This window comes from Klebsiella sp. GFKo11 (genome assembly GCF_056490265.1).
Genome location: NZ_CM151369.1, coordinates 62,071 through 79,315, shown reverse-complemented (window position 1 = coordinate 79,315; position 17,245 = coordinate 62,071). Strand labels below are relative to the sequence as shown.

The following is a 17,245-nucleotide window of genomic DNA, read 5'->3' as shown; positions in this document are numbered from 1 at the left end:
CCACCTCGCGAAAATTACCGTGATTTCACAAACAACCGCATGCCCCAGGCATCAATCTCAACGCGTTCTCCCTGATGATACCGTTTCCCGCTCAGTGGTTCCGTCACTTCGGCCTCAGTACTGATTGTTGCAGGCGTGGCGCAATAATTGAAAACAAATTGCACCGCCTCGCCCTGGCTGTTTACGGCGCGGCGAACAACCAGCGGCCACTGATACTCTGGCGTAGAGGAGGCCAGCGGCGTATCTGATGAGAGCGCGCTAAACAGGTCAAATATCACCTTGCTGGAGGGCAAACAGCCAACATAGAGCGCTTGCCCTTTGCCGTAATTCGACAGCGTGGCAGCGGCATATTTTCCCCAGACCGGGTGGTCATAACGCAGCAGAACGGCGGTCTTTTCAGTGTTCGGCGTCAGCAGTTCCATCCACATTTCCGGGCGTTCATCAGGGGCGCAAATCAATGTCTCTGCTTCGGCCCGAAGCCCCACGTTTTCCGGAATGACGAACTGGCTGTAGCTGACGCCGCAGCATTTATTCAGTATTGCAGGCTGGGTTTCAGCGCGCACCCTGACATTCTCATCACAAAATCCGGACTTAAAGCCAATCAGCACTTTGCCGCCGTTTTCAACAAACTGGTTGATACGCTCAAGCTGTTCATCGGTTGCACAGTAGAGCGCCGGGATAACCACGACCTTGTATTGACTGTTCTGCGGGTCAAGGGTGTTGATGATATCCACCGCGACATTATTGTCATAAAGCGCATCCCAGAACCGTCGCAGGATATCGTTGTAAACGTAATGACCGTGGTTGTTCAGCCCGGGCTGCGGCGTATCGGGTTTAAACCAGTTCATGGCTTCCATGGCATCATTGCTGACCAGAATCGCCACATCGTTTTCCACGCGCAGTTCGTTAAGAACGCCGGACAACTGAGCCATCTCCTGACCGATAGTCATCGCCTCCTGGTAAGTAGGGCCCGGGGCGAAATCATGGCTGATAAGCCCTTTCCAGTAGGTTTCATAGGAGTTGTGGATGGAATGCCAGTGCCAGTAAGAAACCATGCTGGCGCCGCTGGCGATATGGCTGAATGCCTGCAAGCGCAATTGACCGGGCCACGGCGTCCATTTGGCAAAACCCTGGGCCTGCGTCTCCATAACATAATAATTGCGCCCGTTTTTCAGGTTTCTCGCCACATCGCCGCTGAAAGCTATTTCCCGTCCGCTAAGATGATCCTGACCTGGGTGATAAACGTCAACGCTGACAACGCTCATTGCCTGCGCGGCAGAGAAATGATCGACCTGCGGCTGAAGCCCAAACGAATAACCGCGCCATTCAAAATCGAAGTTTTGCGTAACAAACTGCTCTGGCCGCGCGTATTCCCGCACGATATCGGCCTGCCAGGCCAGATACTCAGCGACCTTCTCCCGACGAAAGCGGGCAAAAGCGCAGCCGAGGCTGGCGTTGATGGTGCTAGCGACAGGGGGAAAATCTTCCCAGCAATCAATGCGATTGCTCCAGTACTCAAGCCCAAAGGCATCGTTCATCTGGCGGATATCCGGGAACTGTTTTTTCAATGATGCCTTAAACGCCGTCTCTATATATTCGCCGATATTGTCATAATGCTTTGTTTCATTATCAACCTGATAGCCAATAATAGCCGGATGATGGCGAACATGATTAAGCAGAGCGCGAATAACCTTTTCGGCATGCTGAAGAAAATGCGGGTTAACGATATCCATAATCTGCCGACGGCCATATTTTTCATGACCGCCTGGCGTGGTGACCAGCGCATCCGGGTGCTTGCGCGCCAGCCAGCCCGGGATGGCGTAGGTTGGCGTGCCGATAATAACGGAGATGCCCGCGCGGTGCATGGCGTCGAGCACGCGATCGATATGGTAGAAATTAAACCTATTCTCTTCAGGCTCCAGCGTGCTCCAGGTGGATTCCGCAATTCTGACAACGTTAATGCCAGCGGCAACCATCATCTCGATATCTTTTTCCAGGCGCTCCTCACGAATGTACTCATCGTAATAGGCCACACCATAATAAAGACCTGCCATATTTAGCTTTCTCCGTGGTTTCGTTATTCGCCAATGCTGGTGACTGGAATAGCGTTAATATATTCCGGGCGTGGAGAAAAAAGCTTAATGATCCGGCTGTCTTTCCTGAACAAATCCGTTGCCAGCAGTAAAGTGTGATCGGCATTACAGGATGGCCATATTTGCTAAAAAGAGCCGGATTTCGGTATGAAAACAGCGGGGAGTTATCGCAAGGGTGACAAGATATCGCCGGGCGACGCGTTTATGCCGCCCGGGGAAAGATGGTGAAGTCTACGGACGTTCGCCGTTTGCCAGACGGGCGTTGATGGCGGCAATCACGCCAGGCAAATCCGCCAGCGTATCCACCACATAGTGCGCTCCGGCAGCGTACAGCTTCCCGACGGCATGCTCGCGGCGAGTGGCGATCTCTTCGGCAGTCATCTGCTGATACTCCTCCCAGGTGGCACCGAACTCGTTGCCGGAAACCGCCAGGCCCACGCTCCACATCCCGGCGTTTAATCCCTCGGTAATTCCCGGCGCGGAATCATCGACCTTGACGCAGTGGGCAACCGCATCGATCCCTAAAGCAATCACGTTCTGTAACGCCATCCACGGACCGGGACGCCCTCCGGCGGCGAGGTCATCAGTCGCCACCCAATAGTCTGGCGCATAGCCCTGCGCGGCGGCTGCGGGAACCAGTTTTTCCATCACCGGACGCGGGTAGCCGGAGCAGGAACCAATCTTCACGCCATCAGCCCGAAGCACGGCAATCGTGTCGATAACCCCGGCGATCGGCGCGGAAAAATCGACGACTTTGGCGATTTGCAGCGGCATAAAGGCGGCGTAAATTGCATCGATATCGGCGGCGGTCATCGCGCGACCAAACTTCGCCTGCCAACGAGTATCCACAGAAGGCAGTTTCCCCAACGCTTCAATGTGCTGCCATTTGCCGAGGCCCATTGGCACCCGAGCTTCTTCAAGGGTAATTTCCACATCAAAAGCCTGGCGGAAGGCTTCAACGAAAATCTGCGTTGGCGCAAAGGAGCCAAAATCGACGGTAGTGCCTGCCCAGTCAAGAATCACGGCGTTAATACGGTTCATGGCGGTTCCTTAATGTTGCCAGTACATGGCGTTTTTGATGGCCGCCAGCAGGGCGGTAATGTCGGCGTCGTACACTTCACCGATGTTGCCGATGCGGAAGCAGTCGCTCTGCGATACTTTGCCCGGATAGATAACGAATCCCTGCTCTTTGAGCCGCTGATAGAAATCCTTAAAGCGATACTGCGGGGCTCTCGGGGAGTAAAAAGCGGTAATAATCGGCGAATGCAGGCTGTCATCGAGCAGCGGCTGGAAACCTAACTCGCGCATTCCCGCCACCAGACGCCGCTGATTCGTGCTGTAACGCTGGTGGCGCGCGCTCACGCCGCCTTCTTCCGCCAGCTACTTCAGCGCCTGGGCGAAGGCCAGCACGGTATGGGTCGGCGAGGTAAAACGCCACTTGCCGTGATTATCCTCCATGCAGCGCCACTGGGCGTAAAGGTCCAGCGACAGCGAGCGCGAACGGCCTTTGCAGGTTGCCAGTTCAGCTTCCCGGGCGATGACGAACGCAAATCCCGGCACCCCCTGGATGCATTTGTTGGCGGAGCTGATCAGGTAATCGATATTCAGTTTAGCAATATCCATCGGGATACCACCGAAGCTGCTCATCGCATCGACGATATAGCGTTTGTCGTAACGCTGGGCGAGGACCGCGACTTCTTCGATGGGGTTAAGCATCCCGGTGGTGGTTTCGCTGTGTACCATGGCGATATAAGCGATCGCCGGGTCAGTTTGCAGGATCTGCTCGATCGCCACCACGTCCGGGCGAGAGACTTCTCCACAGTCGTACGGGTGATAAGCAATGCCCATCAGCTCCGCCATCTCGATCATCCGTGCGCCGTAGGCCCCGTTGCTGATAATCAGCACCTTGTCCTGAGGGCCGATAGCGCTGCCGAGCACCGCTTCGACCGCGTAGCTGCCGCTGCCTTGCAGCAGCACCGAGGTGTAGCCGTCGGCTGGCGTCGCCAGCTCAACCAGCTGCTGGCGGATGAACTGGACCACGCCGAGATTGTAGTCGTCGTCCCAGGTACAACTATCGGACAGCATCGCCTCTTTCACCGTACGGGAAGTGGTCAGCGGGCCGGGGGTCAGCAGCAGGTAATTGCTCGCAGTCATTTTTATCACCATTGGTCTATACCAGATGTTTTTTATGATGACGATCGTAGCCTGCAAAGGTCAAAGGAAAAGTGGCGCTGCAACAAAAAATTCATCTGATTATGTATAATGGCCGCATCAAATTTGGTCGCGAGCGAACATGAAATCACCCTCTGGCGAAACCCCGCAGTACCTGCTGATCAAAGCGCAGCTTCAGGCGCGTATTCAAAACGGCGCGCTGAAGAGCGGCGACAAACTGCCGTCCGAACGCGAGCTGTGTGCACTGTTCAATACCACGCGCATCACGGTGCGCGAGAGCCTTGCGCAGCTGGAGGCCAGCGGCGTTATCTACCGCGCCGATCGCCGTGGCTGGTTCGTGACGCCGGAGCGTCTGTGGCTGGATCCGACGCAGAATACCAACTTCCATAAGCTGTGCCTGGAGCAGGGGCGGGAGCCGAAAACGGTGCTGCTGGATGGGCGTTTAACTGCGGTACCGCTGGATGTCATGGCCCCGCTGGCATTGCAGCCGTTCGACCAGGTTTACCTGCTTACCCGCCTGCGCCACGCCGACGGGCGGGCAATTTGCTACTGCGAAAACCACTGTCTGCCCGCCAGGGTTCCGGAACTGCTACGCCACGACCTTAACGGCAGCCTGACCGAGATTTATCAGACTCATTATGATCTGATATATACCAGTATGCATTTGTCGTTCTGGCCGACCTCGATGCCGCCGCAGGCCGCCGAAGCACTGGGAGTGATGGAAGGGCGTCCGGCGCTGCTGCTGCGCCGCCTCAACTACGATCAGCACGGTCGAATTCTCGATTACGACATCGAATACTGGCGTCACGATAGCCTGCGTATTGAAGTCGATACTCATTGATTTTATTGGCTCCGCTCGTAGGTTTTCCCCGGGTCGCGGCTACGCCTTACCCGGGCTACGGGTTCACCGCCGTCTACGATCGCGTAGCCCGGACAGGCGCGTCAAGCGCCGCCTCCGGGATCGGCCTCCGCATTGAAATCCTCTGCATCATGCTTCCCGGTGGCGCTGCGCTGACCGGGCTACGGGATCGAGCAGCCTGCTGGTTTGGTAGCCCGGACAGGCGCGTCAAGCGCCGCCTCCGGGATCGGCCTTCACATTGAAATCCTCTGCACCATGCTTCCCGGTGGCGCTGCGTTGATCGGGCTACAGATTCACAGCAGCCTGCTGGTTTGGTAGCCCGGACAGGTGCGTCAGCGCCGCCTCCGGGAAAAGCAACGCACTGCTGTTTTTAACTCTTTCGACACACTTCATTCATCGTTTTGTCATAAACCCCCGGTAGCGTGAAAACCAATCTGGTATAGACCATTCAATTCACTCACCCGAAAAGGCTGACACGATGAAACTCTCCCGACTCGCTCTGCTATCCGCTATCGCCCTCGCCAGCGCCCCGGTTTGGGCTGATGGCGTGGTTACCGTCTATTCCGCTGACGGCCTGCACGATGGCGACAACAGCTGGTACAAAAATCAGTTCGATGCCTTCACCAAAGCGACGGGCATTAAAGTACAGTATGTGGAAGGCGGCTCCGGGGCGATTGTCGAGCGTCTGGCGAAAGAGCGCACCAACCCGCAGGCTGACGTGCTGGTGACGGTCCCGCCGTTCATTCAGCGCGCTGCCAAAGAGCAGCTGTTAGCCGAATTTAAGCCGCAGAGCAGTGAACAAATCCCCGGCGTCCACGACCGCTACTCGCCGCTGGTTAACAACTACCTGACCTTTATCTACAACAGCAAGCTGCTGAAAGCCGCCCCGGCCAGCTGGCAAGATCTGCTCGATAGCCGCTTCAAAAACAAGCTTCAATACTCCACGCCTGGCCAGGCGGGCGACGGCACCGCCGTGATGCTGCAGGCATTCCACAGCCTGGGTAGCAAAGACGCGGGTTTCGACTATCTCGGCAAACTTCAGGCGAACAACGTTGGCCCGTCGGCTTCGACCGGCAAGCTGACCGCGCTGGTCAATAAAGGCGAGCTGTATATCGCTAACGGCGACCTGCAAATGAACCTGTCGCAGATGGCGCGTAACCCGAACGTACAAATCTTCTGGCCGGCGGATGCCAAAGGCGAACGCAGCGCGCTGGCGCTGCCCTACACCGTCGGCCTGGTACAGAACGGTCCGAACAGCGAAAACGGCAAAAAGTTGATTAACTTCCTGCTCGATAAACCGGCTCAGACCAGCGTCAGCGCGCTCTCCTGGGGGCTGCCGGTGCGTAGCGATATCGCGCCGGAAGATGCCAACTTCAAAGCAGCAAAAGCGGCGATTAGCGGCGTGAAAAGCTGGGAACCGAACTGGGACGATGTGGCGGTTTCACTGTCGGCGGATATTGCCCGCTGGCACCAAGTGACGGACAGCGAGTAAGCGTGATGTTGATGAAAACGACTGCCCCTCACACCCCATTATTGGCGGGAACCACCGGGATTACTCTCGACTCGCTGCGCGTTTCTTATCACGGCAACGTGGTGCTAAAGCCGCTGTCATTAACCATTGAACCGGGTGAAGTGCTGGCGCTGATTGGCCCCTCCGGCTCCGGGAAACCACGGTGCTGCGGGCGATAGCCGGATTTGTGCAGCCTGCGGGTGGTCGAATTTTGATTGGCGACACCGACGTCACTCATCTGCCGCCGTATAAACGCGGCCTCGGGATGGTGGTGCAAAACTACGCCCTTTTCCCGCATATGAAGGTGGAAGATAACGTTGCTTTTGGCCTGCGGGCGCAGAAACAGCCGAAAGCCTTGATCGCCGAGCGGGTCAAAGAAGCGCTGAAAATCGTCGGTATGGCGGATTACGCCAGCCGCTATCCGCATCAGCTCTCAGGCGGCCAGCAGCAGCGCGTCGCCATTGCCCGCGCTATCGCCGTGCGCCCACGAGTACTGTTGCTCGATGAACCGCTTTCCGCGCTGGATGCGCAAATCCGCCATAACATGGTGGAGGAAATCGCCCGCCTGCACCGCGAACTGCCGGAGCTGACGATTCTCTACGTCACCCACGATCAGACCGAAGCCCTGACCCTGGCGGACAAGATTGGCATCATGAAAGACGGTTCGCTAATTGCTCACGGCGAAACCCATCAGCTTTACCACTATCCACCCAATCGTTTTGCCGCTGAGTTTCTCGGGCGCGCCAATATCCTACGGGCGACGGCGCTGAAAGATACCGTGGGGCCAGGGCTGGTCAGCGTTAGCTGCGGCGGCGGATTGATTAACGCTTTCAGCCACGGCGGCCAGCACGGCAACAACAAGCTGTTGTGCATACGTCCGCAGCATATGAGCCTCGCACCGCGAACAGCCACCAGTAACCGGCTTAACGCCACCCTGACGTCGGTGCACTGGCAGGGCGATCTGACCCATCTGCTGTGCGATGTGGCGGGGGAAACCGTGCGCATTGTGATGACTCATGTGAACCCGCTGCCGCATGCGGGCGACAAGCTGGCGCTCTATTTTGAACCCAACGATGCGGTCCTGATTGAGGTGTAATGATGTCGCAAACCTTAACCCTCTCGCGCCCGGCCCTGAATCTGCGGCCCTTTCTGTGGCTACTGCTACCGCTGCTGGTGCTGGCAACGCTATTTTTCTATCCGCTGCTGCTGATTGCTGAGCAGGCGCTGCGCGATGCCAGCGGTCACCTGAGCCTCGGGACTTTCTGGCAGGTGGTGGAATCCCGCCGTTTTATTAACGCATTGCTCAATACGCTGCAAATCGCGGTCTTTGCCACGCTGGGCTGCCTGCTGCTCGGCAGCGTGCTGGCGCTGATTCTGGTATTTATTCCGTTTCCCGGCAGCCAGTTGATCGGCCGGGTCATTGATACCTTTATCGCCCTGCCGACTTTCCTCATCACTCTCGCATTCACCTTTATCTACGGCTCGGCGGGCTTGCTGAACGGTACGCTGATGTCGCTGTTTGCTTTCGAACTGCCGCCAGTCGATTTTCTCTATTCGATTCAGGGGGTGATTCTGGCGGAAATCACCGTTTTCACTCCGCTGGTGATGCGCCCGCTGATGGCCGGACTGCGGCAGATTGATAAAAGCCAGCTCGAAGCGGCGAGCATTCTTGGCGCCCATCCGCTGCGGGTCATCGCGCAGGTGATATTCCCGGCGGCGCTCCCGGCGCTGATGGCAGGCGGCAGCCTGTGCCTGCTGCTGACCACCAATGAATTCGGCATTGTGCTGTTTATCGGCGCGAAAGGGGTCAATACCCTGCCGATGATGGTCTACAGCAAAGCCATTCTCGAATCGGATTACGGCGTGGCCTGCATGATTGCGCTAATAAATATTCTGCTGTCGCTGGGGCTGTTTATGCTCTACCGGCTGGCCGCCGCGCGTACCGGCGCAAGGAGCTAACGATGTTGATTTGGTCGCGTAAAGGCCGTTCGGCAGCGGGTGCGTTGGCGGTAACGCTGTTTGCCGGGTTCTTTTTTCTGCCGCTGGCGGTGATTTTAATGTCCAGCCTGAGCCAGCAGTGGAACGGCCTGCTGCCGTCCGGCTTTACCCTCGGGCACTTCGTTAATGCGTTTCGCGGCGCGGCGTGGGATTCGCTCTTTTCCAGCCTGATGGTCGGTTTCTGCGCCAGCCTGTTCGCCCTGCTGTGCGGCATGTGGGCAGCGCTGGCCCTGCACCAGTACAGCACGAAGCTGCAAAAATACCTCGGGCTGATGTTCTATTTGCCGAGCGCCATTCCATCGGTATCCGTGGGTTTAGGTATTCTGGTGGCCTTCAGCCAGGGGCCTCTACAGATGAACGGCACCTTCTGGATTGTGCTGGCGGCGCACTTCGTGCTGATTTCCGCCTTTACCTTCAGCAACGTTTCCACCGGCCTGGCGCGGATTTCCGCCGATATCGAAAACGTCGCCTCCAGTCTTGGTGCATCGCCGTGGTATCGCCTGCGCTACGTTACGCTGCCGCTGATGACGCCGTGGATGATCTCCGCGCTGGCGCTGAGCCTGTCGCTATCGATGGGGGAGCTGGGCGCGACGGTGATGATCTACCCGCCGGGATGGACGACGCTGCCGGTCACCATTTTCAGCCTGACCGACCGCGGCAATATCGCCGACGGCTCGGCGCTGACTATTGTGCTGGTGGGGGTGACGCTACTGCTGATGATTAAGCTTGAGCGCATCGCTCGCCGGATGAGCCAGCGTTAGCGCTATTTCTCGGTGGCGCTGCGCCGACCGGGCTACAGGTTACAGCCGTTTACGATCTGGTAGCCCGGGTAAGGCGTTTACGCCGTGACCCGGGATTCACCTGAAGATGCTTAAAGAAACAAAGCCTTATCGCGCAGAATATGATCGTTGCCGCGACGGCGGGTAAAGCCGATGCGGTCGAAATATTCCAGGATCTGAATTGCCAGCTTGCGCCCGACGTTCAGCGTATCGCGGAAATCTGCCGCACAGGTGGAACCCTTTGCCAGATCCAGTTCGCGGATCATTTTGGCGAATTCGACAATCCGATCGTTGCGGTAGTAGCGATCTTTAACGATCGCAGTAATCATCCCCTGCTGCGCTGCCTGGCGTAATACTGCGCGCATCAGTGACTCCTCGACGTTGGCTTCCCGCGCCAGATCGCGCACCCACCATGGCTCATCGGCAAACAGCCCGGCGACCCGCTGCCAGATGGCCTGCTGCTCGTCGGTAAAGCCCGCTTTATGCTCCGGCAGATGCAGCCAGCCGTGATGGCTGTGAACAATACCGCTTTCGCGCATCTGCTCAATCAGCAGCAGCACCAGCGCTTCATCTTCCATCGGCAGCGCAATACGCCGCAGACGTTCGCGGCCCGGACCCGGCTCATCGCGATGCTGATCGTGATAACGCGCCAGGGCGTCGAGCAGCTTCCGCTGCCAGCGTGCCGCCAGCGGAGCGCTAAGCAGACTGTTCCCCGCCTGGAGATAGTCAGGACGGCTAATCAGCGCATTCAGGCCCTCGTCGCTGAGCTGACGCGCCCAGGCGAAATCATCAAGGCGAACCGCATCGCGCTGCAGATGAATATCCAGCGCCTGAACGTCATCGTCCTGCGCGGCTGCTAGCGCATGCAGCCACTGTAAATATTCCGGCTTACGCTTGCCCCGGCGCGGTGGATTCAGCGCCACCACTCGCGCACCGGCTAGCGTCAGGCGAGCGGAAATATCGCGCAGCACCAGACGGTCGTTATCCGCCAGACGCAGCGGCGTATCCAGCACCAGCTCCGCCAAATCGCCCTCCAGCAGCGACACGCGCCCGGTAATATGGCTGGCGGCATGATGGATATGCAGCGGCTGCCACTGGCTCAGCGGCGTGTGGCACTGAAGTTCGACAATCACTCGTTCAGAGGCTTCCGGCGGCTGCACAGAGAGCAGCCAGTCGCCGCGATTCAGCGCCTCTTTTTGCGCATCGCCAGCGATATTCAGAGCGATGCGTTGACCGGCCCACGCTTGTTCGACCGGCTGATTCTGCGCGTGCAGGCCGCGCACGCGCATCGGTTTATCTACACCGGTCAACCACAGCGTATCGCCGATGTTAACCTCGCCGGAAAGCGCTGTCCCGGTGACCACTAGCCCCGCACCTTTGACGGTAAACGCGCGGTCGAGAGCCAGACGAAAACGCTGATGCTGCGGATGCGCCCGCGCACTGAGCTGAAGTAAATGCTCGCGCAGCTCGGCAATGCCCCGGTTTTCCGTGGCCGCTGTGGCAAACAAAGTAGCATCGGTAAAGCCAAATTCCGCCAGCACTGCATCGATTTCCGCCCGTACTTCCTCTACCCGCGCCGCCTCAACGCGATCCGCTTTGGTTAGCGCAACGGTTAGCGTCGGCTTTCCCGTAAGCTGGAGGATTGCCAGATGCTCGCGCGTCTGTGCCATCACGCCATCGTCGCAGGCCACCACCAGCAGCGCGTGATCGATGCCGCCAACGCCGGCCAGCATGTTGGACAAAAACTTTTCGTGGCCGGGAACGTCGATAAATCCCAGCACCCGTCCGTCAGGTTGCGGCCAATAGGCGTAGCCCAGATCGATAGTCATCCCGCGCGCTTTCTCTTCCGGCAGGCGGTCGGCGTTGATTCCGGTAATCGCCTGTAGCAGCGTGGTTTTGCCGTGGTCAACGTGTCCGGCGGTGGCAATAATCATCTCAATAACATCTCCATAAACCGGGTTTCTTCCTCAAGACAGCGCAGGTCCAGCCACAGGCGACCGTCATAAACCCTACCGATCACCGGCACGGGCAACAGACGCCAGCGGGCCGCCAGAGCCTCCAGTTGGCTGCCGCGACCATCGCGCGGGGTAAAGGTTAGCGCCGCGCTGGGTAAACGGTCCACCGGCAGCGACCCGCTACCAATTTGCGACAGGCACGGCTCAACCCGTAGGTCAAAATCAGCATAATGCGCCGCCAGTACGGACAGTACGCGCTCGCCCTGCTGGCGAATCTCATCCGCCGGGCGGGTCAGCAGGCGCAACGTCGGCAGCTCGGCGGCCAGTTTTTCCGGGTGTAGATAGAGGCGCAGCGTGGCTTCCAGCGCCGCGAGGGTCATTTTATCCGCCCGCAGAGCACGTTTCAGCGGATGGCTTTGCAATTGCGCAATCAGCGCCTTTTTGCCGACAATAATCCCTGCCTGCGGGCCACCCAGCAGTTTATCGCCGGAGAAGCTCACCAGGCTGACGCCTGCGGCGATCAGCTCTTGTGGCATCGGCTCTTTCGGCAGGCCGTAGTGACTTAAATCGACCAGCGATCCGCTGCCAAGGTCAACCACCACCGGGATTTTCAGCTCGCGGCCTATCTCGGCCAGCTCGGTTTCATCGACGGCTTTCGTGAAGCCCTCGATGCTGTAGTTGCTGGTGTGCACCTTCATTAACAGGCCGGTATTTTCATTGACCGCCTGACGATAATCTTTGGCATGGGTGCGGTTGGTGGTCCCCACTTCATGCAGGATACAGCCCGCCTGGCGCATCACGTCGGGAATGCGGAACGCACCGCCGATTTCCACCAGCTCGCCGCGCGATACCACCACCTCGCAGCCGCTAGCGGTCGCCGCCAGCATCAGCAACACCGCAGCCGCGTTGTTGTTGACGATACAGGCATCTTCCGCGCCGGTTATCCGGCAAAGCAGCTCAGCCAGCGCCCGGTCGCGGTGACCGCGTCCGGCATCGTCGAGATCGTATTCCAGCGTGACCGGCGCACGCATCGCCTGAGCAACCGCCTCAACCGCCGCCTCCGCTTGAATGGCGCGGCCCAGATTGGTGTGCAATACGGTACCCGTCAGATTGAAAACCGGGCGCAGCGCGCTCTGCTGCGTCTGCGTTAATCGCCGCGTGGTTTCCTGCAACCAGTCATCGCTCCAGCCGGGTAGCGCCTGGCTCTGGCGGATGTGCTCTCTTGCTTCTTCCAGCATCTGGCGCAGCAGCGTCACCGTCTGGGAGTGACCATATTGCGTCAGCAGCGTGGAAAATGCGGGTTCGCGAAGTAGGCGATCGATGGCCGGAAGCCGGGTGTAAAGCGCACGAATCTCGGTAGTCATGAATGGGCCTGGCGGTAAGTTATTTTCCCCCCTCCCGACGGGAGAGGGAGTCAACAAATAAGCGGTGATTGTAACGCCTCCGGGCAGAAACTGTTACCTGCCTGGGTCAACTCCTCGGCGGTTCGGTGCGCGCAAAGCTGGCGCGCTGAAAGAGCGAATCCACCAGCCTGACCAGCTTAGGGCGGGTGGCGCACCAGCCCGGCGCGACGCGGCGAAAGTTAAGGTAAGCGATAGCGCAGGCCGCCGAAATGGTCGCCAGGTTGACTTCATCCGAGCGTAAAGTCCCGTCACTCGCATAGCCTTCCAGCGCATCCAGACCGCGCGCGACCTTTTCCCGTTGGCGTAGCAGTTCGCTTTCAGACTGCTGCGCTGCCGGGCGCGTTTTCTCTCGCACCAGAGCCAGTGCGGCTTCCATAACGCCATCAGCCAGCGCCTCAAGTTGACGCATTTTCAACGCGGCTTGTGGCTCCGCTGGCAGCATATTCGGCGCGACGCCGAGCTGCTCCAGGTATTGCGCGATAATCTGCGAATCGTACCAGCATTCACCATCGTCGGTGACCAGCGCGGGCACTTTCCCCAACGGGTTATACTGTGCTACGCCATTGACGTCGTTGTAAGGGAATTCGTTGACGAACTCGAAGGGAATATCTTTTTCCAGCAGAATGACGGAAATTTTGCGCACAAAGGGACTTGTATAGCTGCCGATCAGTTTCATTGCCTGCTCCTTTCGCCAACAAAAAGGTAAGTATGGTGCAGGCTGCGGTAAAAAACCGCGAAGCAAAAGGAAATTCCGCGAGCCCCGGCGCATTTCCCGGAGGCGGCGCTTGACGCGCCTTGTCCGGGCTACGGGTCCGCAGACGGTTGTGAACTAGGTAGCCCGGTCAGCGCAGCGCCACCGGGACGAAACAGCGCCAATGCATCAGCCTCGGGACATTTCCCGGAGGCGGCGCTCGACGCGCCTGTCCGGGCTACCGGCCCTCAGACGGTTGTGAACTAGGTAGCCCGGTCAGCGCAGCGCCACCGGGACCAAGCCGCGCCGATGCATCAGCCCCGGCGCATTTCCCGGAGGCGGCGCTTGACGCGCCTTGTCCGGGCTACCGGCCCTCAGACGGTTGTGAACTTGTAGCCCGGTCAGCGCAGCGCCACCGGGACCAAGCGGCGCCAATGCATCAGCCCCGGCGCATTTCCCGGAGGCGGCGCTTGACGCGCCTTGTCCGGGCTACGGGTCCACAGACGGCTGGAAACCTGTAGCCCCGACTTGTTTACGGTTAGAACTGATAAGCCACGCTGGCGCGGAAGCTCCGCCCCGGTTCGTAGTCCGCGCCCAGTACGCCATAGCTGTTGCGCGAGGTGTGGGATACATAGTTTTTATCAAAGATATTGTATAACCCCAGGCTTAAGGTCAGGCCATCCAGCGTACCGGAAGTCGGCGCCCATTCAACCGCCAGATCGTTCACGCCATAGCCGGGCTTTTTCGTTTCCGCATCTTTATAACGTGTGTAGAACAGCGAATTCCAGTGCATAGCAACATCATATTTCGGCAGCAGATACGTCAAACCAACGGTATATTTATCACCGGTATCACGCCCCAGAATATCGCCATATTTCGCGACGCCTTTGACCATCAATGGTGACTTATAATCGGTGCTGATATGGGAATAGCTGAAACGGGTAATAATATCGTTTACCGCATAATTTACCGACGCTTCATAACCATCGACAACCGCATTACCGGCATTGAAACGCTCCGTGAGTTCAGAAACGCCGGGAACCGCCGTCTGGACGATAAGATTGTCGTAATGCGTGCGGAAATATTTGCCGACAATACTGAGTGAGTCGTCTTGCGCAATGAGGCCGCGATGGTCGAAGAAAATCCCGACCTCTTTGTTATCACCCGTTTCCGGATCGAGCTGGTTTTTCTGGTTAAACTCGCTGGAATTCACGCGGATTGACTCCGTGGTATCCGGCGCACGAAACAGCTCCGTATAGTTAGCAAATAAGCCAAAACCGGATTCAAAACGATACTCGGCGCCAAAGGCTTTGGAGAACTCAGTGAACGTCTGATCCTGATCGCCCAGCATATCGGCCTGGTAATGATCGTAGCGGATCCCCGGCGTGAGCGTCAGCCCGCCAAACTGCACGGCATTTTCCAGATACCCGGAGTTGCTGGTCCCCTTTTCGCCGTCCCAGGAGGCAGTTTTTCGGCCGCTGGAATACTGGTAATCATCACGGTGGTTTTTGGTCTGGAACCATTCGTAGCCTACGCGTAGCGTGTGGCCAAAAGCGCCGGTCTGGAATTCTGAGCGGTTATCAACGTTAACGCCCCAGGTTTCCACATTGTTCACCCAACCGCTATCCAGACTATTCCAACGCTTTTTAACGCTGGCGCTCGCTTCGCCGGAACGAATCGCTGCGGCCATATTTTTATGCGGCTGGCTGCGATCGAGTTCATTTTTGGTGTGATAGCCAGCGACTTTCAGATCGATCCAGCCGCTACCATCAACCGCTTCATAAGCGAGGGTTTGGGTTTCGCGGATGAAGTTTTGTGCCGTGTAGTCCTGGAAATTCGCGGTGGTCGTCGGGCGATAAGAGAATTCTGCGCGGAACGGATATTCGCCATCCGATTTTACGCGCTCAGCCGAGGCCTTTATTTTCTGCCCTTCAAAAAGATCAACGCCAGCCTTGAATAAATAGCTCTTATCTTTGCCATCTGCGCCGATACGCGTGCCGTTGCCGCTCTCACCGTAGTCGTAATCGCTGCGGCTAATATAGCCCAGCAGGTCAACGCGATCCGCTACCCGCCCAAATAGCGTCAGCGAATTAGACCATTCGTCGTTATTGGTGTCATAGCCGGTTTTTACCCGAGCGCCAAAGCTTTCGCCCGGCCGCAATAAATCAGATGCATCAACAGTGGTGAATTTCACCGCGCCGCCCAGTGCTCCAGAACCATTGACCACAGAGTTCGCACCCACTGAAACGTCAACCTGCTTTAATAACGCCGGGTCAATTAATAAATTACCGCCATGGTGAAAAAGGTCGCCCATCTGGCGCGCACCATCAATGGTGACGTTAATGCCTTTATCACTCACGCCGCGCATATAGATTTGCTGATTGAATCCGTTGGTGCCCCCAACGTCAACGCCAGGAATATCACGCAGAATATCTTTGATTAGCTCCGGCTGACGGGCGGCGATTTTATTCGCGTAAACGCTGGTTTCTTTTGGTGTGCTTTTAACCGATGCCACAACTTTAATCGTCTCAGCATCCTCAATTTTATTATCCGTTTCGGCAAATACCGGCGCGCATAACAGCACGGTTGCGCCAATTAATAATTTCTCACGTCCATATGTGGACATACTCGATCCCTCACAATGTGAATAAAAGTGAGAATCATTTTCATTATTAATTGCAATAAGTTAATCTTACTTACAAAACTTTACTGATTAAGCCAATATATTCGCCATGAACAAATAATTAATTAATATATTTTTTAATTAATTATTCACGCAAGGAATATTTAAGCAAGAAGATTAATACGCTGTCAGTAAATAACAAACAAGGAGAATCATAGGATTACCCGCCGGATTATTTTTGCCTGCGGGTTTTAAACAATATGCTTACTCTGAAGATTCGCGCTTAATACGCTCTTTTATCAATAGTTCTTTAATCGACAAACCGGTAACGCCGCTATCGCGTAAGTTGTGGCGGGTAATTTCGGTGCACAGGAATTCAATGATAAACAGCTGAGCAATACGCGTTGAGATGGAATCACCCTGCATCGGCCCCGCTTCGCCGCTGGTCAGCCAGAAGGTGTTCGCCAGCTCAGTGAGCGGAGAATGAGGGCTATGAGTAATTGCCAGCGTCCAGGCTCCCTTCTTTTGCGCAAGACGGAAGGCGTTAACCACCTCCGGCGTTTCCCCGGAGTGCGAAAAGGCCACCACCAGATCATCGGCCTTCAGGTTTGCCAGCTTTAAGGTCATGGTGAAGCGATCGGTAAAGGCTTCGGAATCAATCCCTAAGCGGTTCATCTTATCCCGCGCTTCCAGCGCCGCCAGCCCCGATGCGCCAAAACCGACAAACATCACCCGTCGCGCGCTTAAAAAGCGCTCGACCACCGGTTTGACGATTTTCATCTCCAGCAGGCCGATGGTTTCCCGGGTTGAGGTTTCAATGGTGAGCGCGATTTTTTGCGCCACGTCGTTGCGCGAATCATCAAGGAAAATATCCGGCGACGAAGGCAGCGATAAATCGCTATCGTCCAGCAGCTCGCGCTTCAGATCCGCTTTCAGGTTCAATAGCCCGGCGTAACCAATTTTCTTGCAAAAACGGATGATGGTGGCTTCGCTTACGCCAATTTCCAGCGCCAGCTTTTTCACCGGTAGCTGCACCACCTGCGCCGGCTGTTGCAGGATATAACCCGCTATTTTGCCGTCCGTTTCCCCGAGGTTACTGAGAATATTGGCGAGGTAGACGCGTACGTTTTTTTTATTCACACTCACTGTGGGCTCTCCTGAC

General features: G+C 57.0%; 11 protein-coding genes and 2 pseudogenes. 5 read left to right on the top strand and 8 right to left on the bottom strand.

The window, feature by feature from the left end; all coding sequences use genetic code 11:
* Positions 1-14: 14 nt before the first annotated feature.
* The 3 genes and pseudogenes from AC07P6_RS00350 to phnW form a co-directional block, all read right to left on the bottom strand.
* On the bottom strand, positions 15-2,054 hold the full coding sequence (locus AC07P6_RS00350; protein ID WP_478315407.1) for a beta-galactosidase: 2,040 nt from the start codon (positions 2,052-2,054) through the stop codon (positions 15-17).
* 270 nt (positions 2,055-2,324) lie between these two features.
* Entirely contained in the window at positions 2,325-3,134 is an 810-nt protein-coding gene (gene phnX, locus AC07P6_RS00345) for a phosphonoacetaldehyde hydrolase (RefSeq protein ID WP_478315406.1), read from the bottom strand.
* Positions 3,135-3,143: 9 nt separating this feature from the next.
* Positions 3,144-4,247: pseudogene (phnW, locus tag AC07P6_RS00340) on the bottom strand (2-aminoethylphosphonate--pyruvate transaminase).
* A gap of 139 nt (positions 4,248-4,386) precedes the next feature.
* Between phnW and phnR the strand changes: the two are divergent.
* The 5 genes and pseudogenes from phnR to phnV all read left to right on the top strand — a co-directional run bounded on the left by phnR (position 4,387) and on the right by phnV (position 9,393).
* On the top strand, positions 4,387-5,106 hold the full coding sequence (gene phnR / locus AC07P6_RS00335; protein ID WP_478315405.1) for a phosphonate utilization transcriptional regulator PhnR: 720 nt from the start codon (positions 4,387-4,389) through the stop codon (positions 5,104-5,106).
* Positions 5,107-5,602: 496 nt separating this feature from the next.
* Entirely contained in the window at positions 5,603-6,616 is a 1,014-nt protein-coding gene (phnS, locus tag AC07P6_RS00330; RefSeq protein ID WP_478315404.1) for a 2-aminoethylphosphonate ABC transporter substrate-binding protein, read from the top strand.
* 5 nt (positions 6,617-6,621) lie between these two features.
* Positions 6,622-7,730 (top strand): annotated as a pseudogene (gene phnT / locus AC07P6_RS00325) (2-aminoethylphosphonate ABC transport system ATP-binding subunit PhnT).
* A gap of 2 nt (positions 7,731-7,732) precedes the next feature.
* A complete protein-coding gene (phnU, locus tag AC07P6_RS00320) occupies positions 7,733-8,593 on the top strand; it encodes a 2-aminoethylphosphonate ABC transporter permease subunit (RefSeq protein ID WP_475700937.1) in 861 nt (286 codons plus the stop codon).
* Between the two features lie 2 nt (positions 8,594-8,595).
* The gene (gene phnV / locus AC07P6_RS00315; RefSeq protein WP_478315403.1) at positions 8,596-9,393 is read left to right on the top strand and encodes a 2-aminoethylphosphonate ABC transport system, membrane component PhnV; all 798 of its coding nucleotides are present in this window, start codon (positions 8,596-8,598) and stop codon (positions 9,391-9,393) included.
* 110 nt (positions 9,394-9,503) lie between these two features.
* Here the strand turns inward: phnV and selB are convergent, their stop codons facing one another.
* The 5 genes from selB to AC07P6_RS00290 all read right to left on the bottom strand — a co-directional run bounded on the left by selB (position 9,504) and on the right by AC07P6_RS00290 (position 17,229).
* Complete coding sequence (gene selB, locus AC07P6_RS00310; protein WP_478315402.1) at positions 9,504-11,345, bottom strand: selenocysteine-specific translation elongation factor; 1,842 nt, start codon at positions 11,343-11,345, stop codon at positions 9,504-9,506.
* On the bottom strand, positions 11,342-12,730 hold the full coding sequence (selA, locus tag AC07P6_RS00305; RefSeq protein WP_478315401.1) for an L-seryl-tRNA(Sec) selenium transferase: 1,389 nt from the start codon (positions 12,728-12,730) through the stop codon (positions 11,342-11,344). Before selA ends, selB begins: the two co-directional genes overlap by 4 nt.
* A gap of 106 nt (positions 12,731-12,836) precedes the next feature.
* The gene (locus AC07P6_RS00300) at positions 12,837-13,445 is read right to left on the bottom strand and encodes a glutathione S-transferase (RefSeq protein ID WP_304254356.1); all 609 of its coding nucleotides are present in this window, start codon (positions 13,443-13,445) and stop codon (positions 12,837-12,839) included.
* Positions 13,446-13,998: 553 nt separating this feature from the next.
* Positions 13,999-16,086: a TonB-dependent receptor domain-containing protein gene (locus AC07P6_RS00295; RefSeq protein ID WP_478315400.1), complete on the bottom strand. Its 2,088-nt coding sequence runs from the start codon at positions 16,084-16,086 to the stop codon at positions 13,999-14,001.
* A gap of 261 nt (positions 16,087-16,347) precedes the next feature.
* Entirely contained in the window at positions 16,348-17,229 is an 882-nt protein-coding gene (locus AC07P6_RS00290) for a MurR/RpiR family transcriptional regulator (RefSeq protein ID WP_110275961.1), read from the bottom strand.
* Positions 17,230-17,245 lie beyond the last annotated feature (16 nt).